This is a genomic window from Porphyrobacter sp. YT40, from assembly GCF_006542605.1.
In the GTDB taxonomy this organism is placed as follows: Bacteria; Pseudomonadota; Alphaproteobacteria; order Sphingomonadales; family Sphingomonadaceae; genus Erythrobacter.
Genome location: NZ_CP041222.1, coordinates 2,933,101 through 2,954,855, shown reverse-complemented (window position 1 = coordinate 2,954,855; position 21,755 = coordinate 2,933,101). Strand labels below are relative to the sequence as shown.

Sequence of the window (21,755 nt, the reverse complement as noted above, 5' to 3'; positions counted from 1 at the left end):
GCCGATGCTCGACGCGGGATTTCTGTGTGCTTTTCGCACGGGCAAATCGCCTTGGCCTTTTGGCTTTGACAGCCCCTGCAAAAACGTCTCAAGTTTCCGGCTTTGAACGAACGCGATTCCCAACGATCGAAGATATCCTGACACGAGGGGGTTCCCAGATGAACAAGAACGACCTGATCAGTGCCGTTGCCGATGCCAGCGGCCTGTCCAAAAGCGATGCGTCGAGCGCGGTGGAAAGCGTGTTCGACGCGATTACCAAGGCGCTTTCGGCGGGCGATGAAGTGCGGCTGGTGGGCTTCGGCACCTTTTCGGTCGCCAAGCGCAAGGCCTCGATGGGCCGCAACCCGCGCACCGGCGCGCCGATGCCGATCCCGGCCTCGACCCAGCCGAAGTTCAAGGCGGGCAAGGGCTTGAAGGACGCGGTCAACTGATGCAGCCTTTGGCGTGCCCCTTTGGGACCGCATGAAAAAACCCCGCCAGCCGCACAGGCTGGCGGGGTTTTTCTTTGCCCGGTCAGTCGGCGCAGGTCAGCCGCCGGTAGCGATCAGCGCGGTCGGTGGCTGGGCAGTGCGCGGACTGATGCGCCAGATCAAAGCCTCGCCGCTGGCATCGGCCGCGGGGCCTTCGTCGGTGTTGTTGGCCAGCACCCGCATCCCGCCTGTGGTGCGGATCGTGAAGGTGCCGTCGAGCGCGGGGATACCGGGAATCGCGTCGGCACCCTGATCGCCTTCAGCCGCCATGCCCATCGCGGCCATGGAGGCGAAGGAGCCCGCGCCCAGCATCGTTCCCAGCATACCGGTCTCGCCGTTCTGCGCCGCAAAGCCGGGCGCATTGATCCGCACCTGACCGCCCTTCCTCAGAAACACCTGCACGAAGGGGTTGGTGGGCGGGAAGCCCTCGATCATCGGAAAGGTGAAATCGTGGCCCATGGTGCCCGTCACGCGGTAGCTGACGTCGAACACACCGTCGCCCTTGTGCACGACGCGCTCCCAGCCCTTCTGGCGCGAGAGCAGATTGACCAGCTCATCGGCAGCCTTGGGGTCGAAGGGATCGATCCCGCCCATCAGCGCGGCCATCTGTTCGGCCTGCTTCTTGGCATTGGCCGCGCGTTCGGCCGCACCGGCTTCCCACTCGGCGCGCTGCTCGGCCTCTTCCTCGGGCGTGCAGTCGCGGCTTTCGAAGGTTTCGTCGTCGAAGCAGCTGGGCGAAAAGGCCTCGCCCGCCGCTTCCATCTGCGCCAGCTTGCTGAGGCCGAGGAAGAAGATCTCGCCTTCATAGCTGAAGGTGAAGCTGTCGGGGCCGGTCAGCACCAGTTCCGATGAGAACTTGCCGGGGCTCATGAAACACCCCGTCAGAACAAGCGCGAAGCTCGCCAGCAGCGCAGCAGCGCGCAGGCGAATGGTGGACATCAAGGTCATGGCAATTCCTCCCCCTTCGCAGGTTCTAGCCCCGCGTGGCCACCGCATAAAGCGCAATCGCACCGGCGTTCGAAACATTGAGGCTCTCCATCGCCGAAGCAATCGGCAGACGGGCGAGCACGTCGCAATGCGCGGCGATGTTGTGGCGCAATCCTTCGCCTTCCGCGCCGAGCACGATCGCGACCGGCCCGGTCGGCAGGATGTCGGCGAGCGCCGCCTCGGCCTCACCCGCCAGCCCGATGCGCCAGTATCCGGCCTCGGCCAGCTCCTCCAGCGCGCGGGCGAGGTTGACGACCCGCACCCAGGGCACGCTTTCGAGCGCGCCCGAGGCGGCCTTGGCGAGCACGCCGCCTTCGGGCGGAGCATGGCGATCCTGCGTGACGATCGCCGCCGCGTTGAACGCCGCCGCCGAGCGCAAAATCGCGCCGACATTGTGCGGGTCGGTCACCTGATCAAGCACCACAATCGGGCGCTCGGCCTCGCCATTGGCGATTTCATCGAGGAACACGTCCTCCAGCGGGGCGCATTCCAGCACCAGACCCTGATGCGGCGCATCCTTGGCGACAAGACGCGCCAGATCGGCGGCTTGCGCGTGCTCGATCGGAAAATCGGCGGGGAGTTCGCCGTCGAGGCTCTCCAGCCCCTCGGGCGTGGCCCAGAGCTTCCTGTGCTGACGCTCGGGGTTCTTGAGCGCAGCCTCGACCGCATGGCGGCCCCACAGACGCACCTGTCCGCTCGACGCGCGGCCCGACCCGCGCCCGCCCTTCATCCGGCCCGCGCGGCCCCTGAGGGCGCGTTTGCGTTCACCTTTGCTCATTTCATCTTCCCGACTGGCAATTTCATGCGCGCCCCCTGCCAGCAGGGCCATTGACAGGCAAGCAGTGCTTCGCCAAAGGGGCGCCTCTCGGCGGCGGGCCCGGCAACGGACTCGCGCATTTTCAGGGCGGCAACGCCCAGAATCGCCCCCCTCGAGCAGGGGACTGTGTGGACAGGTGGCCGAGTGGTTAAAGGCAGCAGACTGTAAATCTGCCCGCGCAAGCGTACGCTGGTTCGAATCCAGCCCTGTCCACCACCTTCCTTTCTCGGCACATCCCCGAAAAGCCCGAGAGATCGCAAAGAACCAAGGGAGTTCTGCTCTGATTGCCCGCACTCGACCGGTTCTGGTTGCTTGCAACCGGAGCGTAGTGTGGGACAGCTGTGGCAGCCGCTTTTGGGCAAACCCACGGCGGTCGCAATCAACGCCGCGTTGGCGAATCCCGGCCCCTGCCAATCCAGCGCGATGGCAAGGGTTCGCATATCGGACCGGGCAGTCCCATGCTCGTGACGCTCGCTGAAGTTCTCATATCGGCAGATTGGGCGAGTGCAGGGGGCGACCGGGTCTGCACATGTGCGCCGAGCGCCCGCAACCGCAGGCAAAATTGGTTGGCTTGCTTCACGATCGCGCCCTCGTCCATGGGTTGCGAGATTGCGGATCGTCTCGCGCAACAGACGATCAGCGGTTCGGGCTCGCGACGTCGATCGCGCCGATTGCGATCAATCCGCCATCGATTACCGGGGTGACTTCATTCGATCCGGAGCGAACCGAATAAAGACGTGTTGCCGGGCTACCTGCGACATCGACGCCTGCGGAAAACACCAGCCGGGACGCATCCGGGGCCCAGTGAAGGCTCTTCGCATCATAGCCCGGGACCTCGAAGAATACGGTTGCGGTGTCGCTGACGCGAACCCGTATCGCCTCAACCAGTCCGTCGTTGTCGGTATCTGCGAGATACGCGATCCACCTGCCGTCCGGGGACCAGGCATAGTCGATAACCCGACGTCCGCCCTGCAGGGCCGGGGAGATCCTGACCGGCGCGTTTCTGTCCGTGGCGGCGATGAACAGATGGCGGTTGGTCGGCGTGTCGAAATTGCCAAGAAACGCAATCTGCCGATCATCGGCCGGATTGTACCGAAATTCGCCGATTTCCCGGGAGCTGCCGCCGAATTCCGCGAGCGTCGTGACAACGCCGGTCTGCAGGTTCCGGGTGCGCAGCGACCCACCAGACGTGCTGCTGGCGCGCTGAACATAGGCGACGACATTGCCGGTGCTGTCCCACGCACAGGTGTCGTTCAGATCCGAGTTCTCGGTGATCAGGAAGTCGAACTGTCCCGGATCCGGCACATTGCGATAGGACAGGCGGAAATCGCGCCCGTTGGGTGCGACCGCAAAGCAAACCTTGCTGCTGTCGCTCGACCAGGTTCCGTTTCGGACCTGGCCGTTCACCTCGCGCTGCAGGATTACGCCGGGACTGCCGTTGATCGGATAGGAGTTGTAGCCGATCGGAGCGCTGCTCACGCCCGAGGAAGACGCTGCGAACACTTCTGTCAGGACAAACCTCCCGTCTGGCGACACAACCGGATTGCTTATCGAAAGCGAAGGAGGATTGCCCAAGCTACCACTTATGCCAGCGCGGCCGCTCCCATCGCGCCTGACGACATATACGTCCTCGGCCTCCACGGGGTTCACTTGGTTGAAATTGCCCGCATAAACGAGCCGCTGGCTGTCTGGCGCCCAGTCGAAGCTGCTGACATTGCGCTGACCGTCCTGCGAAACCCGCAACGGAGTTCCGCCTTCGATTGGCACGACATACAGCGCAAAGGTCGCAGCGGACCGGTCCTTGGCGATGAAAGCGACCTGCCTGCTGTCAGGGGAGACTTTGACATCGCGCACGTCGGCGCCGGCCGCAAAGCCCTCGGATAGCAGGCGGGAGCCAGTCTGCGTACTGTCCGCTCCCCTGAGCGAGAATGTCCCGAGTGTCGAAGAGCCGGAAAATACGATGTCGACGAATGGGGCTGGTGTCGGCGTAGGTGTCGGCGACGGCGCTGGTCCGCCACCGCCTCCGGTCGGCGGAGGGCTCCCGCCGTCTCCGCCGCCACATCCGGTGAGGCCCATCAGCAATGCGGTGGCCATTGCCAACCGCGCTGTCCCATGCACCTTGCCAGCGTTTCTCATCGCCCCACTCCCATCTTCGCCCGCCACTGGAGCGTTCATCAGTGCAAGCAGCGAAAGGGCGCCAAAACGATCACCGTCAGCCAAAATAATTGACCGACGTGGCCCATTGCGGAAAAAATGCCGCTTTCCCTGGGGGAGCCTCTCGATTGGACAGCGATAGCGACATTACGCGCCTGCTGGGCGAATGGCGCAAGGGTGACGAAGACGCCGAAGAAGCGCTGGTCCCGCTCGTTTATGACGAACTGCATCGCCAGGCCCGGCGCCTGATGGCGGGGGAACGTGCCGGACATACGATCCAGCCGACTGCGCTGGTTCACGATGCCTATCTCAAGCTGCGCGGTGCGAATGTCGACTGGGCCGACAGGACGCATTTTTTCGCGCTCTCTGCACGGCTCATGCGCCGGCTGCTGGTCAATCACGCCAACGCCCGTGCTGCCAGGAAGCGCGGCGGCGGTGACGCGCGGGTCACGCTCGAAGAGGGGTCGGCGCAGGGAACCGATACCGATCTTGCGATCATCGAGCTCGACGAGGCCCTGCAGGCGCTGCGAAACCTCGATCCTGACAAGGCGCAGTTGATAGAGCTGCAATACTTCGGCGGCCTGTCGGTCGGCGAGATGCAGGAGTATACCGGGCTGTCGAGCGCAACGATCGGCCGCCACCTGCGCTTTGCCCGCGCGTGGATGCGCGATTTCATGGAAAGCGGAACGGGCTGATCGATTTCGAACGCCGCTGCTGCTTGATGGACTGGGAGGGCCTCAATGACATCCGGCGACATGACTGTTCTAGAGGCCGCATTCGACCGGGCCGTTGGCCTCGACGATAGTGCGCGCGCGGCATTTCTCGCAGAATTCGCGCGCCAGCATCCCGGCCTTGTCGCCAAGCTGGCCGCACTCCTTGCCGCCGATAGCAGCGCGACCGATTTCGGCAGCCCAATCGCCCATTCGATGGAACGGCTGATCGAAGAAGGCGAGGATCTGGTGATCGGGCAGCAGTTCGGACCGTGGAAGGCGATCGGCACGGTCGGGTTCGGCGGCATGGGCGCGGTCTATCTGGTCGAACGCAGCGATGGTTCCTATGCGCAAACCGCCGCGCTCAAGCTGATGAAGCCACATCTCTCAGCGCGCGGTCTGGCCAAGCGTTTCCTTCGCGAACGCCAAATCCTTGCGAGCCTCCACCATCCTGGCATCGCGCCGCTGCTCGATGGCGGCTCGACCGAAGATGGCGATCCCTGGCTGGTGATGGAGCTGGTAGAAGGGCAGCGGATCGATGCCTACTGCCATGAGCACAAGCTGGGGCTGGCAGCGCGGCTGGAATTGGTGCGCCGGATTTGCGAGGCAGTCGACTATGCGCACCGCAATCTCGTAATTCACCGGGATCTCAAGCCGTCCAACATCTTGGTCACGCCGGGGGGCCAAGTAAAAATCCTCGATTTCGGCATTGCCAAGCTGCTCGAGCCCGAGGATGCGCCCACTGACATGACGCTGGCCGACCGGCGCGTCCTCACCCCCGATTTTGCCAGCCCCGAACAGGTTCGCGGCGAGCGGGTAAGCGTGGCAACCGACGTCTATTCGCTGGGGGTGCTGCTATACCGTTTGCTCACGGGTACATCGCCTTACACGACCAAAACCGATTCCTCGCCCTTCGAAATCGAGCGCGCAATCCTCGATGAGGAGCCAAGCCGGCCCAGCACGGTGGTCGTTGGCGCAGATCAGAAGGCGGATCGACAGTCTCCGCCTCTCGCTCCATACCAGTTGCGACGCAAGTTGCGCGGCGATCTCGACAATATCGTACTGAAGTGCCTGCAAAAAGAACCTGAGCGCCGGTATGGCGGCGCACGGGCGCTGGCCGACGATCTGGAGCGATATCTTGCCGGACGCCCCGTCGAGGCACGCGGCGATGCCTGGAGCTATCGCGCGCGCAAGTTCATCGCCCGCAATGCCATCGGCGTGGCAGCCACCACAGCGGTTGTCGCAGGTGCAGCCGGTTTCGGCATCTACCACACCAGCCGGCTGGCGGCCGAACGCGACCGGGCCGAAATGGCCGCGCAGCAAGCGAGCGAGGTGTCCGATATTCTCACGCAAACCTTTGCCAGTGCCTCGCCCTTCGTTGCACAAGGCGAAGAGGTCAGCGCGCTCGACCTGCTTGAGGCGGCAAAGGCCAAGATCGCCGATCTGGACGGTCAGCCCGGGCTGCAGGCACGGCTTCTCGTCGTCATCGGCGAAAGCTATCGCGGTCTTGGAAAGCACGATCAGGAATATGCCGTCTTCCGGCAAGCTCTCGCTGCCGCTCGCTCGGCACCCGAGCAGGACACAGCGACACTCATCGACATCTACAACGGGTTGGGCGAATCGCAGCGTCATCTGGGCGATATCGACCAAGCGCTCGACCACCGCCGGCGCGCGCTCGCGCTGTCCGAAACCTATTTCGGGGGCGACCACCCTGAAAGCGCCAATATTCGCGCGCGGATCGGTGCCACGCTGTCGTCGGCGGGTCGCTGCCCGGAGGCAATGCCGCTGCTCGAGCGGGCGACGCGCGAACTGGCGGGAGAAACGGGCGAATTTGCCGCGCTGAGGCTCAACGCGCTCGGTGTGCTGGCGGTGTGCCACGATACTCTCGGCAATTATGCCAAGGCAGAAGCGATCGGTCGGCGTATTGTGCGCCAATCCGAAGAAACGCTCGGCCTGCTTGAACCGAACACGATCATCCGGCTCGGCAACCTCGCGCTTGTTCTGCGTCGACAGGGCAAGCTTGACGAGGCCGCGCAGATTTTCGGCACGCTCGTCGCTCGTGTCGACAAGGCGCTGCCGGAAGAACACCCTGACCGGGCCGATTATCGCAACAAGCTCGGCAATGTACTGCAGAAGCTGGGCCGCTTCGAGGAGGCGGACGAGGCACTTGCCGAAGCGGAAAACCTGACCCTGACATACGCCGAACCTGATGGCTCGGCCGCTGCCGCCAATGCCTATTACCGCGGAAGCTATTATCGCGATATCGGCGACACCTCGCGCGCCATTGCGAGTTTTTCGAAGGCGATCGATCTGTCGGAAAAGCTGGAGGGCAGGAATTCCTACCTCGCCACGATCAGTCGGATCAACCTCGCTGGCGCGCGGCTCGATGCAGGCGACATGTCGGGCGCGAGCCGGACGATGGACGAGGCGACTCCAGGCCTTGCCAGCGTGGGTATCGACCATCAGGACAATGCCCGGATCGTCCGGGCTAGGTTGGCGAGCGAGCAGCGCGACTTCACCAGCGCCACCGGGATTTTCGAGCGTGTGCTTGCCCGGCAGGAGAAAGCGTTGGGACAGGGCAACCCGATGCTGGTCCCGTTGCTGATAGATATGGCTGCGCATTTTCGCCGCGCGGGTGATGATGCCCGGGCTGTCGCGCTTGCCGGGCGGGCGGTGGAACTGGGCACGACATCGCTGTCTGCAGGCAACTGGCTGACCGCCCTCGCGACGGCGGAATACGCCCTCGCACTGGACCGGGCGGGGCGCCGCGAGCCAGCGAAGCGCATGGCGCAGCGCGCCCGCCGCGTGCTGGTGCCGCTGTTTGGCACCGACGACAGGCGCGTTGTCCGGCTAATTTCGATCCGCTGACCAGCTTCGGCCGAGCGTCGATACGATTTGCCGAAAAATTTCTGCGCGGGTGATCGAACGGCGCGCGTTTCGCTGCTTCCGCATTGTACGACAATCAACCCCGGAATTGTCGTTCAGGTCAAAACGCAAGGAGGCATTTCGACATGAAACCTGCCATCGCTCTCGCCGCAGCGGCCCTGTTCGCGATCGCCGTACCGCTGGCCGCCCAGAATATCGAAAACACGCAATCCTACGAATGGTTGATGCGTCAGCCTGTCCCGGTGACGACGGGCGACATCACGGATCGGCCCTATCGCGTCATCGGGCACATTACCAAGGGGGTGCACAAGGCCACGATCTTCCACGCAGACCCTTCGCACGACAAGGTCATGCGCGAGCTGTGGGAAAAAGCGCGCAAGATGAAGGCCGATGCCGTCATTCACGCCCAGTTCGGCGAAGCGCGGAACCGTGGCTTCGTGAAAGGCGGCCGCGATGCCCGCGGCACTGCAATCCGGTTCCTGCAAGGCGAAGAACTGCTCGCGTGGCAGGCGCAGCAAGCCCCGGCACCTCGTTAGGATCGCAAGGTCGAGCGATCATGAGATGCCAAGCCCGAAATTTTCCTGAGCGCCCCTCATCCGGCGGACGTTGATGCGCAGCTCTTCCGCGTCTCGATGCAAGGCGAGCTTTATGGTCGCTCTCGACCGGGTGGATCCTCAGATCGTACATCCGGACGCTTTGATGCAACGCGCGCACGCCATCGGGGAGACGGAAGGTTTTCTCGCGGGCCACCTCTGCAACAGCGGCATCGTGGTTGTCAGCATCATCAAAGCTGCGGCAAGCAGCAACAATTGGGGGGCAGCGCCAAGCCGCCCCCCGTGCGCTGGCATCAGAAGCGCAGGCCGACGCCGACCGCGACGCGGTTGATGTCGAGGTCGAGGTAGCGCTGATACTGCAGGCTCAGCAGCGCCTTTTCGCCGACATTGTGCTGAACGCCGGCGCCGACCACCGCATCGTCGATGTCGAAATCGGTTTCATAGGCATAGCCGACGAGGCCGAAGACCTTGGTCTGCTCGCCGAGCTTGGTGCCGAGACGGGCGTTCACGCCGATCGTCGGGTCGACGAAATCGAAGTTGGTGTCGGCCACCGCCTCGACGCCCGCGAAGAGGTCGCCGCCGAGGTCGAAGTCATGGCCGACGGCCAGACCGATGGTTTCGTCCGAAACGCCGCAGCACCACACGATCCCGGTGCGCACTTCGACGCGGGTTTCGTCGGCCTGGGCCGAGGTGGCGATGGCGGCGAGAGAGGCCGCGGCGGCGAAAGTAACAAGACGCATTTCTATTCCTTTTTTGTTGTTTGCACCCGGTATCGAATCCGGGGCGCGCGTCTTAGCTTGGCGTTCTCGCAGCGCCAGAGGGGAGATGAGATGTTTCCCTATTTCAGGGCGATGTGGCAATCGCGCCACAGGCGGGAGCGCGCGCCGGTCTGACCTGATGTCAGGCCGCCATGCTCTGCGGTGCGGCTTCGGCAAAGCCGCGTCCGGGCACGTAGCGGGCATCGACCTTGCCATCCTTCAGCGCAAACAGGTGCAGCCAGCCATTGTCGAACAGCGCGCGCACCTGCGGGTGGCGCTCCAGCACGCTCAGCATTTCCTCGCGCGGGGCCTCGATCATCACGCTGAGGCGCAGCGGCTCGTGCATCAGTCTGTCGCCATCGTGCACCGCCTGCCACGGCAGCCCGGTGCGCAGGCTTCCGCCATTGCCTTCGATCACCCCGATCCCGCCGACGACATTGTGGATCAGCTTGTTGCCGCCCCCGAACATCTCTGGCGCGACGCTGGAGCCGTAATATTGCAGGCTGATCCAGCTCGCCACCACCACGGGCGCGGTGATGATCAGTTCGAGCGTGCCGAAGCCTTCATCCGCGCGCCAGTCATAGGAGTGGAGGAACGCCCGCCCGCCAAGGTCGCGGCCCGTGGTTGCGCTGCGGGGGGCGGCAATGAAGGCGGCGCATCCGGCGAGGCCCCATTCGGGACGGATCTCGGCCCAGTTGAGCGCCCGCGCGACGAGGCTATCTCCGCGCGCGCCGGGCAGGCGCACCGCGCGCTCGGCCCGGGCGAGCCTCGCGGCCTGCGCCAGCCACGTGCGCACGCGCGCCAGATCGTCGCTCCGGGCGGGCGGCAGGCTGTCTTCATAGAGCGTGACGGCATCGGTGGTCGTGTCGTGCAGCCCGGCGACGAACAGCGTATCCTCGGCCACCTCCACGCCGCGCGCGGCGAGGCCCGCGCGGGTTTCGGGGTCGTTGAGCAGGAGCGCCAGCAGCCGGGCGGAGACCTCCCCGGTGTAACCCCCGCAGGCGCCGCAGTGATAGGCGCTTTCGTGCGGGTTGTTGGTGACATTCCCGCCATGGCCAAGCAGCAGGACGATTGCGCCGTGATCCTTGGTGAGGCTCATTGCCTTGAGCACCGCCGCGCCGGTATCGGCCTTGGCCTCGGCACTCATGCCGCCGATCACTTGCGGAGCGGGCTGAATTCTTGGCTGGCTTGCCATCCCCAATGCCGACTTCACGAGCTTGACCGCATAGACCGGCCCCATCGCCTCGACAAAGGCGAAGGAGGAGACCGCGGCCTGCCGGAACCGGCCCCAGGCACGCGCGGTGCGGGCGGCGATGCGGCTCGCCTGATCGCGCGCCGGATCGCCCGCGCTCGAGGTGTGGAGCGCCGGGTTGAGGAGCACCGGCAGGCGCGCTTCGAGCGTGTCAGACCCATGCGCGTGGTGCGCCAGCGGCAGGCCGAAGAAGCCCGCAAAGCCGATGGTGGCGATCGCGGGGTCGATGCCTTCCAGCGCGCGGCGGAACACTTCCGAGCGCACGTCGATGCAGAAGGCGGCTTGGAGGAAGGGGCGGGCGGCGGTGGGCGCGGCATTGCCCTCGAGCGCGGCGGCAAGCCGGCGCTGGTGCCCGCGATCGGCGGCGTCCTGCAGGATCGCCAACGCGACCTCGTCCGCCGAGGGTGCAAGCGGTGCGGCGTGGGCGGTGACGGTCTCGGCCCATTGCGCGGCGATGGCGGGGGTTTGCACCAGCAGCGCTTCGTCCCAGATCATGCGGATCGCGATGAGATCGACCAGCGTGCGATCGGTGTCGCCCTGCAATTCGGCTTGCCACAGCAGCCAGCGCGCGTGCTGCGCCCAGCCGCCGAGGCTCATGGCGAGCCGGTGCAGCGCGGTGGGCGCGGCAGCGTCGGTGAGGCCGAGGGTCTCGGCGGCGGAGAGGATCGCGCGCTCGGTGGTGTCGGGCGCGCCGGCGACATGGGCGCAGAACTCGGCGAGCCCGGCGATTTCCGGCGTGAGGTCATGCATCGCCCAGGCGCGCCACGCGGTAAAGGCCTCGGCGCCCGGGGCGGGCGACCACAGCGCCTGCCCGCGGTCGAAGTGACCCGCGGCCCACAGTCCGACGCACTTGTCGATTAACGCGGGCCAGTCGATCCCGGTCGCTTCGGCGGCGAGATCGGCCACGGTCGGCAGCGCGCGCGGAGCGGTGGCGGCGCCCAGCGTCTCGGCCACTTCGCGCAGCGCCGTGACATTGGCGGGCTTGAGCGGCGAAGGCGAGGCGGCGAGCGCCTCGGCGAGGTCATCCGCGCTGATCGTCCCTTGCGCGATGGCGGCGACATAGTCCGCCCCGCTGCGCGTGATACGCACCCCGGCAACCCGCGCCAGCCGCGCGGCGGCTGTGGCGAGGTCCTCGCCGGTCTGGCCGAGGAAGGGGTTCACCGCGACGGTCGCATCGAGCGGGAAGGCGGGCGGGATGGCGCGGGCGGCAGCTTCGGCCGCGTCGAGCACTGCGGAGAAGCGGGCCGGGGCGATGTCGGCGTGGTTCATCAGCATGGCGATGTTTCCTCTTCTTCGTGGGTCAGCGGGCGGTGGTGCGGAAGCCGCCGAGCGCGCGGTCGAGCAGGGCGTTGAGGTAGAGGCCGTTGGCGAGATGGACACGCAGGCCAGCGGTCGCCGGATGGTGCGCCCACAGCGGGAACAGCGCCTGCGCAAAGGCGACGAGGCCGAAGCTCGCGACCGCGATCACCAGCATTGCCCACTCCAGATCGGTCGGCGCAGGGGGCGTCGGCAGCAGCGCGCCCCAGATCGCCTGCGCGAGAGTCTGGAAGCTGAAGTAGCCGACCGCGGCGGCCAGCGCGGCGGCGACGGTGCGCTTGGTCAGGGCCACCGGCGCGCGGTCGGCAAGGCCCTGCGCGACGAGGTAAGCCACCCCGAAGATCAGGATCGCGCCCAGCGCCAGGGCCTGCGGCGACTTGGGGCCGAAAGCGGCGGTGAAGATCGCGGCGATGGCGGCAAAGATGGCGAGCGCGAGGGCGAAGCTCTTGAGCACCGCAGCCACGCTCGGCGCGGCGACCGGGCCGGGGCGGCGGATGCTCGCAACCTCCGCCACCGCGCCGCCCGAGGATAGAAATGCGTGCGCCTTGTAGAGCGAGTGGGCGACGATGTGCAGCAGGGCGAGCGTCCACAGGCCGAGCCCGCATTGCAGCAGCATGAAGCCCATCTGCGAAACGGTCGACCAGGCCAGCGCCGTCTTGATCGCGCTCTGGGTCAGCATCACCGCCGCGCCGAACAGCGCGGTGAGCCCGCCGATCAGCACCAGCGCGGCCATCGCGCCGGGGCTCGCCTGAACCAGCGGCGCAAGCGTGATCAGCAGCACGCCGCCGGCATTGATGATCCCGGCATGGAGCAGCGCGGAGACGGGGGTGGGGGCCTCCATCACCTCGGTCAGCCAGCCGTGCAGCGGGAAGGCGGCGGTCTTCAATGCGGCGGCGATGACGATCCCGGCGACCGCGAGGGTTCCGGCAAGCCCGAGGCTCTCGGTGGCGAGCGCGACAGGCAAAGCGGCGACATCGAGCGTGCCGAAGCGGGCGAAGAGCAGTGCGGCGGCGCACACCAGCATCGCGTCGCCCGTGTGCCAGACAACGGCGAACTTGGTCGCCGCGCGCTGCGCCTCGGGCCGGTCGGGGTAGAACAGCAGGAGCCGCTTGAGGGTCAGGCCCACCGCGATCGCAGCGAGGATCATCGTCGGCAGCGTGCCTGCCTGCACGAATACCAGCACCGCCATGAGCGTTGCAAGCATCAGGCCGTGAAACGCCCCCTCGCGCGCTTCGCCATCCAGATAGGTGCGGCTGTAGCGCATCACGATCCAGCCGATGAAGCCGACCAGTGTGGCGACGCTCGCGCTGACGAGATCGGCGCGCAGGGCGAGAGTGAGGGCCCCGGCGTTCAGAGCCGCGCCGCTGGCAGCGCCCATCGCAGTCTGCACGAGTCCGCCCAGAGCCAGCGCCAGCGCAGTAAGCGCGGCAATCTCCGACCAGCGCGGCAGAGTCCCTGGACGTTGGCCGGGGCGCGCAATGGCGAGCATAATCACCGGTAGCAGGGCCAGCGGGGCAAGCATGGTGAGGGCGATCGGCATCGGGCAACTCCGGCAGCGATTGGATTGCCAGACGGATAGGGTCTGGACGAAATTAAAGAAAATACATATTTTGCGGGCAAACGTTCGTCTCAACAGAACAATCAAACCGCAGGAGCCTCATGGCGACCCTCAATCTTCACCACCTGCGCCTGTTCCGCGCCACCGCGCGCGAAGGAACCCTGACCGCCGCCGCGCGCGCACTCAACATCTCGCAGAGCGCGGTCTCGACCCAGATCAAGGCGCTCGAAGCCGATCTCGGCCACGACCTGTTCGAACGGCGCGGTCGCAATCTCGTGCTGACCGAGGCGGGGCGGATCGCGCTCGACTATGCCGAGCAGATCTTCCGCGCCTCCGAACAGCTTACCGCCACGTTCCGCGCGGTGGGCGAGCAGCGTAAGGTGCTGCGCGTCGGCGCGCTCGCAACCCTCTCGCGCAACTTCCAGATGCAGTTTCTCGCGCCCCTGCTGGGGCGGGACGATGTCGAGGTGGTACTGCGATCGGGCACGCAGGCCTCGCTGCTGCGCGCGCTCGAAGCGATGAGCATCGACGTGCTGCTGACCAACCAGATCCCCGCGCGCGATGCGGCGAGCCCCTATCTGGTGCACCGGCTCGACGAACAGCCGGTCAGCCTCGTCGGCGCGCGCAGCCGGTTGGCGCTCGCCGCGCAGGGCCTGCCGCGCCTGCTCGCCCATGCCCCGCTGATCCTGCCCACGCCCGAGACCGCGCTGCGCGCCGGGTTCGACGCGATGATCGAACAGATGGGCATCGTCCCGCGCATCGCTGCCGAGGCCGACGACATGGCGATGCTCCGCCTGCTCGCGCGCGCGGATGCGGGTGTCGCCGTGATCCCGCCGATCGTGGTGCGCGATGAGCTGGCCGCTGGCCTGCTCTACGAGCTGTTCCAGCTGCCCGCGATCACCGAGGAATTTCACGCGGTCACCATTGCCCGCACCTTCCCCAATCCGTTGCTGCGCGATGTGCTGGAGCCCGGCCTCGGCACGGTGGCGGGGCTTGCAGCCGGGCAGGGCGGACAGTAAGGCGGCGCCCCCATGCAGGAAACGCAAACCATGCTGACAGGCCGCCCCGTCATTTCCGCCACCGGGCTGTTCACCCCGCCCGAGAGCATCACCAATGAAGAGCTGGTCGCCAGCTTCAACGCCTATGTCGATCGCCGCAATGCGGCGCATCCCGAGGCCGAGCCGCTGGCCCATTCCTCGGTCGAGTTCATCGAGAAGGCGAGTGGGATCAAGGCGCGCCACGTCATGAGCAAGGCCGCGATTCTAGACCCCGACACCATGTGCCCGCGCCTGCCCGAGCGGCCCAATGACGAATTGTCGGTCATGGCCGAGATCGGCGTCGCAGCGGCGCGGCAGGCGCTCGAGCGCGCGGGCCGAAAGCCCGAGGACGTGGACGCGGTGCTGTGCGCGGCCTCGAACATGCAGCGCGCCTATCCGGCGATGGCGATCGAGATCCAGCAGGCGCTGGGGATCGAGGGCTTCGGCTTCGACATGAATGTCGCCTGTTCCTCGGCCACCTTCGGCATCCAGACCGCCGCCGACTATGTCCGCGCGGGCAACGCCAGGAGCGTGCTGGTGGTCAGCCCCGAAATCACTTCGGGGCATCTGAACTGGCGCGACCGCGACAGCCACTTCATCTTCGGCGACGTCGCAACCGCCGTTCTGGTGGAGGATGCCGCGATCGCACCCGCGCAGCATTGGGACATCCTCGGCACCCGGCTTAAGACGGTGTTCTCCAACAACATCCGCAACAATTTCGGCTTCCTCAATCGCGCCGCGCCCGAGGGCGAGGGCGCGCCCGACAAGCTGTTCGTGCAGGAGGGTCGGAAGGTCTTCAAGGAAGTCGTGCCGATGGTGGCGCAGATGATCCTCGACGAGGCCGAGCGACTGGGGATCGACCCGGCGATGCTGCGGCGGCTGTGGCTGCATCAGGCCAATGCGGGCATGAACCGGCTGATTTCGCACAAGGTTCTGGGCCACGAAGCGAGCGAGGACAAAAGCCCGACCGTGCTCGACACCTATGGCAACACCTCCAGCGCGGGCTCGATCATCGCCTTCCACCAGCATTCGGACGATCTGGCAGCGGGCGATACCGGGCTGATCTGCTCCTTCGGCGCGGGCTATTCGGCAGGCACCGTCTTCGTGCGCAAGGTCGCGTGAGGTTGCGGCCTTGCGCCGCACCCCCTAGAAGCTGAGCGATGGCAGGCGAAATCCTCGACAACAAGGGCCACGGAGAGGCCGGCTGGGACTGGCCCGCGATCCATCCGGAAGGTCGCAAGTTCGGCCTGATCGCAGCCGCCGTGGGCCTGTTCTTCCTGTGGCCGGTGGGCTGGGGCCTGATCGGCTGGCCGGTGCTGGTGCTGAGCGCGGGCATCTTCGCCTTTTTCCGCGATCCCGAACGCGTGGTGCCGCAGAGCGAGAACGCGATCATCTCTCCCGCCGATGGATTGGTGACTCTGATCACCGAGACCGAGCCGCCGCTGGAATTGCAGATCGACGACGGGTCGGGACTTGCCGGGCTGGCGGCAGGGCCGGTGACGCGGGTGTCGATCTTCATGAGCGTGTTCGATGTCCACATCAACCGCACGCCGGTGGGCGGCACGGTGCGGCGGGTGGTCTATGTTCCGGGCCGCTTCATGAATGCCGATCTCGACAAGGCGAGTGAGGAAAACGAGCGCCAGCACATCCTGATCGAACGCAGCGACGGGCTGAAGCTGGGCTTCACCCAGATCGCCGGGCTGGTGGCGCGGCGGATCGTGCCTTTTGTGAAGTCCGGCGATATCGTCGCCAAGGGGCAGCGGGTCGGCCTGATCCGCTTCGGTAGCCGGGTCGATGTCTATCTGCCTGCGGGGACCGATCCCAAGGTGATGATCGGTCAGACAGTTATTGCAGGCGAGACGGTGATTGCCGAAGTCGGCCAGCGTGGATTGATCGAAGGTATTGCCCAATGAGCCGCAACGCATGAGCCGTTCGCCCCGCAAGCGCGGCGCGCGCGCGATTCCCGGTGCGCGGTTCCTGACCGCAAGGCTTGGCCCCAAGGCGGCCGAGGACGAGGATGATGTGCGCCCGGTCAAGGATGCCCGCGCGGGCGGGCTGACCTTGCGGGCGATGCTGCCCAATGCGATTACCGCCGCGGCGCTGTGTTCGGGCCTCACCGGCATCCGCTTTGCCACCGAAGGGCAATGGGCCTTCGCCATCGGACTGGTGGTTCTCGCTGGCGTCCTCGACGGGATCGACGGGCGTGTGGCGCGGTTGCTCAACGCCCAGTCGCGGTTCGGTGCCGAACTCGATTCGCTGGCCGATTCGCTCAGCTTCGGGGTGGCGCCCGCTCTGATCCTGTTCATGTGGTCATTGCAGGACTGGCCGCGCTTCGGCTGGTTTGCCGCACTCGCCTTTGCGATCTGCTGCGCGCTGCGCCTCGCACGCTTCAATGCGCGGATCGACATGGAAGATCAGCCGCACAAATCTGCCGGGTTTCTTACCGGGGTGCCCGCGCCGGTCGGGGCAGGGCTGGCCTTCCTGCCATTCTACTTGTGGCACGAGACCGGAATCGGACTGTTTCGCAATCCGGTGCTGATGACCGGATGGCTGACGCTGATCGCGATCCTGATGATTTCCAACATGGCGACGCTCAGCTGGGCCTCGCTCCGTCCGCGTCGATCGATCCGGCTGCCGCTGATCGCCTTCACCGGACTTGCCTTTGCCGCCCTGCTGCTGGAGCCGTGGTGGACGCTGGCGGCGATCTGCACCGTCTATCTGGCGCTGATGCCTTACGGCCTCTTCAAGTATGCCGCGATCAAGCGGCGGCGCGGGCTGGAAGCGGCGCCATCACCAGACGTGCCGGGCGACGCAGCGGCGTAACCATGGCCGCCGCCGGACGCGCGGGACGCATCCGCAGCTCTGTCGCCGCTGCCTGTGCCGCAAGCCCGGCGCGGAGCGCTTCGCCTTCTGCCATCAGCCGCCGATAGGCGACGCGCGCCTGCATCAGGGTGTCGGTGATGACCGCAAGCGCAACCAGACCGGAGATCGTGAGCAGCGCCACAAGCGCGAAGGTGAGTGCGGGCATGAGCATGAGACTTACTCCGGATAGCAAACTGTTCGATATTTGTTCCGCTGCTTTGTTCCCCGCCTGTTCCAAGCTGTCAAGCGGCTTGTTGTCGATGCAGGAACAATTTTCTTCCGCAACAAGACATGGGGGCTGGATTTTGTTCCGAGGTGCCGCTAAGGGCGCGCACGCTCCGGGCGAGGCATGAGGCCTTGGCGCGGGGTAAATTCACATGGAAGGCGCTCATACCGGTGCCGCTCGCGGGAACGCCGCAAGCGCGGTTCCAGCCTTCCAGAGGAACAACCGGAAAGGAATTACCTATGGCGGCACCCGTCGTCACCATGCAGCAATTGATCGAGGCCGGCGCTCACTTCGGCCACCAGACCCACCGCTGGAACCCGCGCATGAAGCCGTACATCTTCGGCGCGCGCAATGGTGTTCACATCATCGACCTGTCGCAGACCGTGCCGCTGTTTGCGCGCGCGCTCGACTTCGTCGAATCGACCGTGCGTTCGGGCGGCAAGGTGCTGTTCGTCGGCACCAAGCGTCAGGCGCAGGAGCCGATCGCGGAAGCCGCGCGCATGAGCGGCCAGCACTTCGTCAACCACCGCTGGTTGGGCGGCATGCTCACCAACTGGAAGACCATCTCGGGTTCGATCCGCCGTCTGAAGAGCCTCGAAGAGCAGCTCTCGGGCGACACCTCGGGTCTCACCAAGAAGGAGGTGCTCAACCTCACCCGTGAGCGCGAGAAGCTGGAGCTGTCGCTCGGCGGTATCCGCGACATGGGCGGCATTCCGGACGTGATGTTCGTGATCGACGCCAACAAGGAAGATCTGGCGATCAAGGAAGCCAACGTTCTCGGCATTCCGGTGATCGGCATCCTCGACACCAACGTCGACCCCAACGGCATCGCCTTCCCGGTTCCGGGCAACGACGATGCGAGCCGTGCGGTGCGTCTCTACTGCCAGGCGATCGGCGAGGCCGCGCTGGCGGGCAAGGGCAAGTTCCAGGCCGACGTGTCGAGCGATTTCGGTGCGATGGCCGAGCCTCCGGCTGAAGCTGTCGTCGCCGACGAACCGGCTGCGGAAGACGCCGAAGCCTGATTTCTGGAACGGGTGATCGGCGCCAGCCGTCAATCACCCGTCACAATCCCCCTCTAGCGCGCCCGGCATTGCCTCCCTTCCCGGGACGGCAGGGCCGGGCGCCCGAACACACATGAAAAGGAATTTCTCATGGCCGATTTTTCCGTCGCCGACGTGAAGAAGCTGCGCGAGCGCACCGGCGCTGGCATGATGGACGCCAAGAAGGCGCTGACCGAAGCGGGCGGCGATATCGAAGCCGCGGTTGACGCGCTGCGCGCCAAGGGCCTCGCCACCGCCCAGAAGAAGTCGAGCCGCACCGCGGCCGAAGGTCTCGTCGGCGTCGCCGTTTCGGGCAGCAAGGGCGTGGCTGTCGAGGTCAACTCGGAAACCGATTTCGTCGCCAAGAACGACCAGTTCCAGAGCTTCGTGCGCAACGTCACCGCGGTCGCGCTGGAACTCGGCACCGAGGACGTCGAAGCGCTCAAGGCGGCTGAATACCCGACCGGCGGCACCGTCGCCGACAAGCTGACCGACAATGTCGCCACCATTGGCGAAAACCAGCAGATCCGCCGCATCAAGACCGTCTCGGTCGAGAAGGGCGCGGTCGTGTCCTACATGCACACCGCCGCTGCCGAAGGTCTCGGCAAGATCGGCGTGCTGATCGGTCTGGAAAGCGAAGCGGGTGCGGACGTGCTCGAACCGCTCGGCAAGCAGCTGGCGATGCACGCCGCCGCCGCCTTCCCGATGGCGCTCGATGCCGACAGCCTCGACCCCGACGTGCTCGAACGTGAGCGCAAGGTCGCGGCCGAAAAGGCTGCCGAAAGCGGCAAGCCCGAGGACGTGCAGGCCAAGATGGTCGACGGCGCGGTGAAGAAGTTCGCCAAGGAAAACGCGCTGCTCAGCCAGATCTTCGTGATGGACAACAAGACCGTGATTTCCGATCTGGTCGCGCAGGCCGGCAAGGCTGCGGGCACCCCGATCGTGCTCAAGGACTACGCCCGCTTCCAGCTCGGCGAAGGCATCGAGAAGGAAGAGGTCGACTTCGCAGCGGAAGTGGCGGCGACGCTGAAGGGCTGATCCTTCTTTCCATTGCATTGCGACGGCCGCCGCAGCGACACCCGCTGCGGCGGCCGTTTTGCTTGTTTACCCGTTGGTTGCCATTCGGCCTTAAGCTCACGCGGCGCAATCCGGGAGCTGCAAGGGATGAATGACGAAAGTTGGATTAAAGGCGTCTCTGCCGAGGACGCGCGCCGGGTCCTGTCCTACAAAGGCCTCGACTGGTTCCTGTCGGAGCATGGTTTCGAACAGCGCTGGAAGATTTGCGTCCGCAATCTCGAAGCGGCGGGCGATCACGACTTCGCCAGCGCCTTGCAGGCTGCGGGGGAGATTTACGACCGCTGGGAAGCGATCCGCACCTCGCGCGACGAGGGCGATCTGACGCAGGCCGAGACCAACGCCTATTTCGCCGAGCTGCGCCCGTTTGGCGATCGCATCCACACCATCCTGAAGGGCTAGTCCCCGCGCCGCGGCGGGTGCATCTCGATCATCCAAACCTCGGGATGCGTGAACAGCCGCAGGGGCAGCAGGCTGGTGCCGAGGCCTGCGCTGGTCACCAGCACTTTGCCGTGCTGGCGCGTCACGCCGCAGGCGTAGAGATCGCCGTAGTCGGACATGGTCGCGGGCGCGCCGCCCCAGGGCCAGGCGATCTGGCCGCAATGGGTGTGCCCCGCGAGCACCGCGTCGACATCGACCGGAACCTGCGGAAAGATGTCGGGCGAGTGGGTCAGCACGATCCGCGCCCCCGCGCCGCGCGGCATCGCTGCTACAGTGGCAGGCACGTCTGCCCGGCCGGTGAAGTCATCGTCCACCCCGCCGATCACCAGCGGCCCGCGCACTATCGCCTGATTGCGCAGCACGGTGATCTGTGGATGGCGCGCCAGCTCGGCCGAGATTGCTTCCCAGCCGGCCCAGTGATCGTGATTGCCCGGCACCACCACCACGCCCAACGGCGCAGAGAGCTTGCCGAGCGGAGCGACGACCTCGCCAGCGGAGTAGATGCGGGTGGCGGTGCGCTTTTCGCTGATCAGATCGCCTGCAATGGCGACCAGATCGGGCTTCAACGCGTTGACCTGCGCCACGATCCGCGCCAGCCGTTCGGGCGGCATATCGGGCCCGGCAACGTGGATATCGGCAAGCAGCGCGATCCGCACCGGCGGCGTGCCGGGGGGCAGGGCGGAGCTTGCGATCGTCAGCCGCTCCACCACCGGCGTGCGCATCGTGTCGTGCCACGCCTTGGCGCCCGTCGCCACCACCAGCGCCAGCAGCAGCAGGGCGGCGCGGCGAATGCTTGTCTTGCCCATTATCCCCGCTATCCTCTTGGCAGCACGGTGACACCCCGATAAAGGCCCCCGCTAGCCAACTCCCGCCAGAAAGCCAGCCCACTATGTCCCTGCCTACCATCAAGCGCGTCCTCCTGAAATTGTCGGGCGAAGTGCTGATGGGCAACCAGCAGTTCGGGATCGACCCCGAGTTCGTCTCGGAGCTCGCCAAGGAAGTGAAGGCGGCGAAGGAAACGGGGCTCGAGATTTGCCTCGTGATCGGCGGCGGCAATATCTTTCGCGGGATGGCGGGCGCGGCCAAGGGGATGGACCGCGCGCAGGCCGATTACATGGGGATGCTGGCGACCGTGATGAACGCGCTCGCGATGCAGAACGCATTGGAACAGCTGGGCGTGCAGACCCGCGTCCAATCCGCGATCGAGATGGACAAGGTGTGCGAGCCGGTGATCCGTCGCCGCGCCGAACGTCATCTGGAAAAGGGCCGCGTCGTCATCTTCGCCGCGGGCGTGGGCGCACCCTATTTCACCACCGACAGCGGCGCGGCGCTGCGCGCGGCGGAGATGCGCTGCGACGCGCTGCTCAAGGGCACCAGCGTTGACGGGGTCTATGACAGCGATCCCAAGCACAACCCCGCCGCGACCCGTTTCGATACCGTCACCTATGACAAGGTGCTGGCCGACAACCTCAAGGTGATGGACGCCTCCGCCGTGGCGCTGTGCCGCGACAACAAGATCCCGATCGTGGTCTTCTCGATCCGCGAGAAGGGCAACCTCGCGCGCGTGCTGGCGGGCGAGGGTGTCCAGACGATCGTGCAAGACAGCTAAGAC

General features: G+C 65.9%; 20 protein-coding genes and 1 tRNA gene. 13 read left to right on the top strand and 8 right to left on the bottom strand.

Annotation, left to right across the window (positions count from 1 at the left end; all coding sequences use genetic code 11):
• The first annotated feature begins 158 nt into the window (after window positions 1-158).
• Entirely contained in the window at window positions 159-431 is a 273-nt protein-coding gene (locus tag E2E27_RS13850) for an HU family DNA-binding protein (protein WP_086608200.1), read from the top strand.
• Window positions 432-527: 96 nt separating this feature from the next.
• Here the strand turns inward: E2E27_RS13850 and E2E27_RS13845 are convergent, their stop codons facing one another.
• Both E2E27_RS13845 and rlmB read right to left on the bottom strand, forming a co-directional pair.
• A complete protein-coding gene (locus E2E27_RS13845) occupies window positions 528-1,409 on the bottom strand; it encodes a hypothetical protein (protein WP_234036063.1) in 882 nt (293 codons plus the stop codon).
• A gap of 34 nt (window positions 1,410-1,443) precedes the next feature.
• Window positions 1,444-2,235 carry a 23S rRNA (guanosine(2251)-2'-O)-methyltransferase RlmB gene (rlmB, locus tag E2E27_RS13840; RefSeq protein ID WP_181443455.1) on the bottom strand — a complete coding sequence of 264 codons (792 nt, stop codon included), beginning with the start codon at window positions 2,233-2,235 and terminating at the stop codon, window positions 1,444-1,446.
• Window positions 2,236-2,404: 169 nt separating this feature from the next.
• On the opposite strand from rlmB, the gene E2E27_RS13835 reads away from it, so the two are divergent.
• A tRNA-Tyr gene (locus E2E27_RS13835) sits at window positions 2,405-2,490 on the top strand.
• Between the two features lie 420 nt (window positions 2,491-2,910).
• Here the strand turns inward: E2E27_RS13835 and E2E27_RS13830 are convergent.
• The gene (locus E2E27_RS13830; RefSeq protein ID WP_181443454.1) at window positions 2,911-4,128 is read right to left on the bottom strand and encodes a TolB family protein; all 1,218 of its coding nucleotides are present in this window, start codon (window positions 4,126-4,128) and stop codon (window positions 2,911-2,913) included.
• 428 nt (window positions 4,129-4,556) lie between these two features.
• On the opposite strand from E2E27_RS13830, the gene E2E27_RS13825 reads away from it, so the two are divergent.
• The 3 genes from E2E27_RS13825 (at window position 4,557) to E2E27_RS13815 (ending at window position 8,560) form a co-directional block, all read left to right on the top strand.
• Entirely contained in the window at window positions 4,557-5,123 is a 567-nt protein-coding gene (locus E2E27_RS13825; protein WP_141460082.1) for a sigma-70 family RNA polymerase sigma factor, read from the top strand.
• A gap of 60 nt (window positions 5,124-5,183) precedes the next feature.
• Window positions 5,184-8,006 carry a serine/threonine-protein kinase gene (locus tag E2E27_RS13820; RefSeq protein WP_181443453.1) on the top strand — a complete coding sequence of 941 codons (2,823 nt, stop codon included), beginning with the start codon at window positions 5,184-5,186 and terminating at the stop codon, window positions 8,004-8,006.
• A 143-nt stretch (window positions 8,007-8,149) separates the two neighbouring features.
• The gene (locus tag E2E27_RS13815) at window positions 8,150-8,560 is read left to right on the top strand and encodes a hypothetical protein (RefSeq protein ID WP_141460078.1); all 411 of its coding nucleotides are present in this window, start codon (window positions 8,150-8,152) and stop codon (window positions 8,558-8,560) included.
• 311 nt (window positions 8,561-8,871) lie between these two features.
• Here the strand turns inward: E2E27_RS13815 and E2E27_RS13810 are convergent, their stop codons facing one another.
• From E2E27_RS13810 to E2E27_RS13800, 3 genes are all read right to left on the bottom strand, one after another.
• Window positions 8,872-9,318 carry an outer membrane beta-barrel protein gene (locus E2E27_RS13810; RefSeq protein WP_141460076.1) on the bottom strand — a complete coding sequence of 149 codons (447 nt, stop codon included), beginning with the start codon at window positions 9,316-9,318 and terminating at the stop codon, window positions 8,872-8,874.
• A gap of 160 nt (window positions 9,319-9,478) precedes the next feature.
• Window positions 9,479-11,863 (bottom strand): YbcC family protein, encoded by a 2,385-nt coding sequence (locus E2E27_RS13805; protein WP_141460074.1) that lies wholly within the window; start codon window positions 11,861-11,863, stop codon window positions 9,479-9,481.
• A gap of 25 nt (window positions 11,864-11,888) precedes the next feature.
• A complete protein-coding gene (locus E2E27_RS13800) occupies window positions 11,889-13,445 on the bottom strand; it encodes a proton-conducting transporter transmembrane domain-containing protein (RefSeq protein ID WP_141460072.1) in 1,557 nt (518 codons plus the stop codon).
• Between the two features lie 119 nt (window positions 13,446-13,564).
• On the opposite strand from E2E27_RS13800, the gene E2E27_RS13795 reads away from it, so the two are divergent.
• From E2E27_RS13795 to E2E27_RS13780, 4 genes are read left to right on the top strand one after another with little or no spacing between them, the layout of a single operon-like run.
• Window positions 13,565-14,482: a LysR family transcriptional regulator gene (locus tag E2E27_RS13795; protein ID WP_141460070.1), complete on the top strand. Its 918-nt coding sequence runs from the start codon at window positions 13,565-13,567 to the stop codon at window positions 14,480-14,482.
• A gap of 12 nt (window positions 14,483-14,494) precedes the next feature.
• A complete protein-coding gene (locus E2E27_RS13790) occupies window positions 14,495-15,622 on the top strand; it encodes a beta-ketoacyl-ACP synthase III (RefSeq protein WP_181443452.1) in 1,128 nt (375 codons plus the stop codon).
• 38 nt (window positions 15,623-15,660) lie between these two features.
• The gene (locus E2E27_RS13785) at window positions 15,661-16,413 is read left to right on the top strand and encodes a phosphatidylserine decarboxylase (protein WP_141460068.1); all 753 of its coding nucleotides are present in this window, start codon (window positions 15,661-15,663) and stop codon (window positions 16,411-16,413) included.
• Between the two features lie 10 nt (window positions 16,414-16,423).
• Entirely contained in the window at window positions 16,424-17,323 is a 900-nt protein-coding gene (locus E2E27_RS13780) for a CDP-alcohol phosphatidyltransferase family protein (protein ID WP_141460066.1), read from the top strand.
• On the opposite strand, the gene E2E27_RS13775 is transcribed toward E2E27_RS13780, so the two are convergent.
• On the bottom strand, window positions 17,259-17,534 hold the full coding sequence (locus tag E2E27_RS13775) for a hypothetical protein (protein WP_141460064.1): 276 nt from the start codon (window positions 17,532-17,534) through the stop codon (window positions 17,259-17,261). The two genes, E2E27_RS13780 and E2E27_RS13775, sit on opposite strands and share 65 nt — an antisense overlap.
• Window positions 17,535-17,827: 293 nt before the next feature.
• On the opposite strand from E2E27_RS13775, the gene rpsB reads away from it, so the two are divergent.
• From rpsB to E2E27_RS13760, 3 genes are all read left to right on the top strand, one after another.
• A complete protein-coding gene (gene rpsB / locus E2E27_RS13770) occupies window positions 17,828-18,610 on the top strand; it encodes a 30S ribosomal protein S2 (RefSeq protein WP_141460062.1) in 783 nt (260 codons plus the stop codon).
• Window positions 18,611-18,739: 129 nt separating this feature from the next.
• Entirely contained in the window at window positions 18,740-19,666 is a 927-nt protein-coding gene (gene tsf, locus E2E27_RS13765; protein ID WP_141460060.1) for a translation elongation factor Ts, read from the top strand.
• A gap of 126 nt (window positions 19,667-19,792) precedes the next feature.
• A complete protein-coding gene (locus tag E2E27_RS13760) occupies window positions 19,793-20,104 on the top strand; it encodes a hypothetical protein (RefSeq protein WP_141460058.1) in 312 nt (103 codons plus the stop codon).
• On the opposite strand, the gene E2E27_RS13755 is transcribed toward E2E27_RS13760, so the two are convergent.
• The gene (locus tag E2E27_RS13755; protein WP_141460056.1) at window positions 20,101-20,949 is read right to left on the bottom strand and encodes a metallophosphoesterase; all 849 of its coding nucleotides are present in this window, start codon (window positions 20,947-20,949) and stop codon (window positions 20,101-20,103) included. The genes E2E27_RS13760 and E2E27_RS13755 overlap by 4 nt on opposite strands.
• An 83-nt stretch (window positions 20,950-21,032) precedes the next feature.
• Between E2E27_RS13755 and pyrH the strand changes: the two genes are divergently transcribed.
• Complete coding sequence (gene pyrH / locus E2E27_RS13750) at window positions 21,033-21,752, top strand: UMP kinase (protein ID WP_141460054.1); 720 nt, start codon at window positions 21,033-21,035, stop codon at window positions 21,750-21,752.
• The last annotated feature ends 3 nt before the right edge of the window (window positions 21,753-21,755 follow it).

Excerpts from the sequence above, each read along its gene's own strand:
- E2E27_RS13850 (WP_086608200.1), top strand. The coding sequence starts at position 159 with ATGAACAAGAACGACCTGATCAGTGCCGTTGCCGATGCCAGCGGCCTG.
- rpsB (WP_141460062.1), top strand. The coding sequence starts at position 17,828 with ATGGCGGCACCCGTCGTCACCATGCAGCAATTGATCGAGGCCGGCGCT.
- tsf (WP_141460060.1), top strand. The coding sequence starts at position 18,740 with ATGGCCGATTTTTCCGTCGCCGACGTGAAGAAGCTGCGCGAGCGCACC.
- E2E27_RS13800 (WP_141460072.1), bottom strand. The coding sequence starts at position 13,445 with ATGCCGATCGCCCTCACCATGCTTGCCCCGCTGGCCCTGCTACCGGTG.
- E2E27_RS13775 (WP_141460064.1), bottom strand. The coding sequence starts at position 17,534 with ATGCTCATGCCCGCACTCACCTTCGCGCTTGTGGCGCTGCTCACGATC.
- E2E27_RS13780 (WP_141460066.1), top strand. The coding sequence starts at position 16,424 with ATGAGCCGTTCGCCCCGCAAGCGCGGCGCGCGCGCGATTCCCGGTGCG.
- E2E27_RS13810 (WP_141460076.1), bottom strand. The coding sequence starts at position 9,318 with ATGCGTCTTGTTACTTTCGCCGCCGCGGCCTCTCTCGCCGCCATCGCC.
- pyrH (WP_141460054.1), top strand. The coding sequence starts at position 21,033 with ATGTCCCTGCCTACCATCAAGCGCGTCCTCCTGAAATTGTCGGGCGAA.
- E2E27_RS13760 (WP_141460058.1), top strand. The coding sequence starts at position 19,793 with ATGAATGACGAAAGTTGGATTAAAGGCGTCTCTGCCGAGGACGCGCGC.
- E2E27_RS13795 (WP_141460070.1), top strand. The coding sequence starts at position 13,565 with ATGGCGACCCTCAATCTTCACCACCTGCGCCTGTTCCGCGCCACCGCG.
- E2E27_RS13815 (WP_141460078.1), top strand. The coding sequence starts at position 8,150 with ATGAAACCTGCCATCGCTCTCGCCGCAGCGGCCCTGTTCGCGATCGCC.
- E2E27_RS13820 (WP_181443453.1), top strand. The coding sequence starts at position 5,184 with ATGACTGTTCTAGAGGCCGCATTCGACCGGGCCGTTGGCCTCGACGAT.
- E2E27_RS13845 (WP_234036063.1), bottom strand. The coding sequence starts at position 1,409 with ATGTCCACCATTCGCCTGCGCGCTGCTGCGCTGCTGGCGAGCTTCGCG.
- E2E27_RS13755 (WP_141460056.1), bottom strand. The coding sequence starts at position 20,949 with ATGGGCAAGACAAGCATTCGCCGCGCCGCCCTGCTGCTGCTGGCGCTG.
- E2E27_RS13785 (WP_141460068.1), top strand. The coding sequence starts at position 15,661 with ATGGCAGGCGAAATCCTCGACAACAAGGGCCACGGAGAGGCCGGCTGG.
- rlmB (WP_181443455.1), bottom strand. The coding sequence starts at position 2,235 with ATGAGCAAAGGTGAACGCAAACGCGCCCTCAGGGGCCGCGCGGGCCGG.
- E2E27_RS13790 (WP_181443452.1), top strand. The coding sequence starts at position 14,495 with ATGCAGGAAACGCAAACCATGCTGACAGGCCGCCCCGTCATTTCCGCC.
- E2E27_RS13805 (WP_141460074.1), bottom strand. The coding sequence starts at position 11,863 with ATGCTGATGAACCACGCCGACATCGCCCCGGCCCGCTTCTCCGCAGTG.